Source organism: Paraburkholderia sp. SIMBA_027 (assembly GCF_046535315.1).
Taxonomy (GTDB): Bacteria; Pseudomonadota; Gammaproteobacteria; order Burkholderiales; family Burkholderiaceae; genus Paraburkholderia; species Paraburkholderia tropica.
Genome location: NZ_JAWRWY010001227.1, coordinates 1 through 250 on the forward strand (window position 1 = coordinate 1; position 250 = coordinate 250).

The following is a 250-nucleotide window of genomic DNA, read 5'->3' on the forward strand; positions in this document are numbered from 1 at the left end:
CTGTATCTTTATCATACAAGTCCTGTAAAGCTTCTGCTATATCTTCGTCCGCTATATTAGTGATTAATTTTGCGTTACCTAGGCCTTTTTTACTTCTTGCAAATCGACCAATAAATTGAAGTGTGATAGGGATCGATTTATATTTGTCGTGAATTGCTGCTATTTTTAAATTTGGAATATCAATCCCTTCCCCAAACATATCTACACAAACTACAACTTTTGACGAATAATTTTTCAAGGATTCCATACG

Annotated in this window: 1 protein-coding gene; it reads right to left on the bottom strand. The window is 33.6% G+C overall.

Annotation, left to right across the window (positions count from 1 at the left end):
- The coding region (locus SB764_RS43060; RefSeq protein WP_410867179.1) for a helicase-related protein at positions 1–238 on the bottom strand (238 nt) is incomplete at its 3' end.
- Positions 239–250 lie beyond the last annotated feature (12 nt).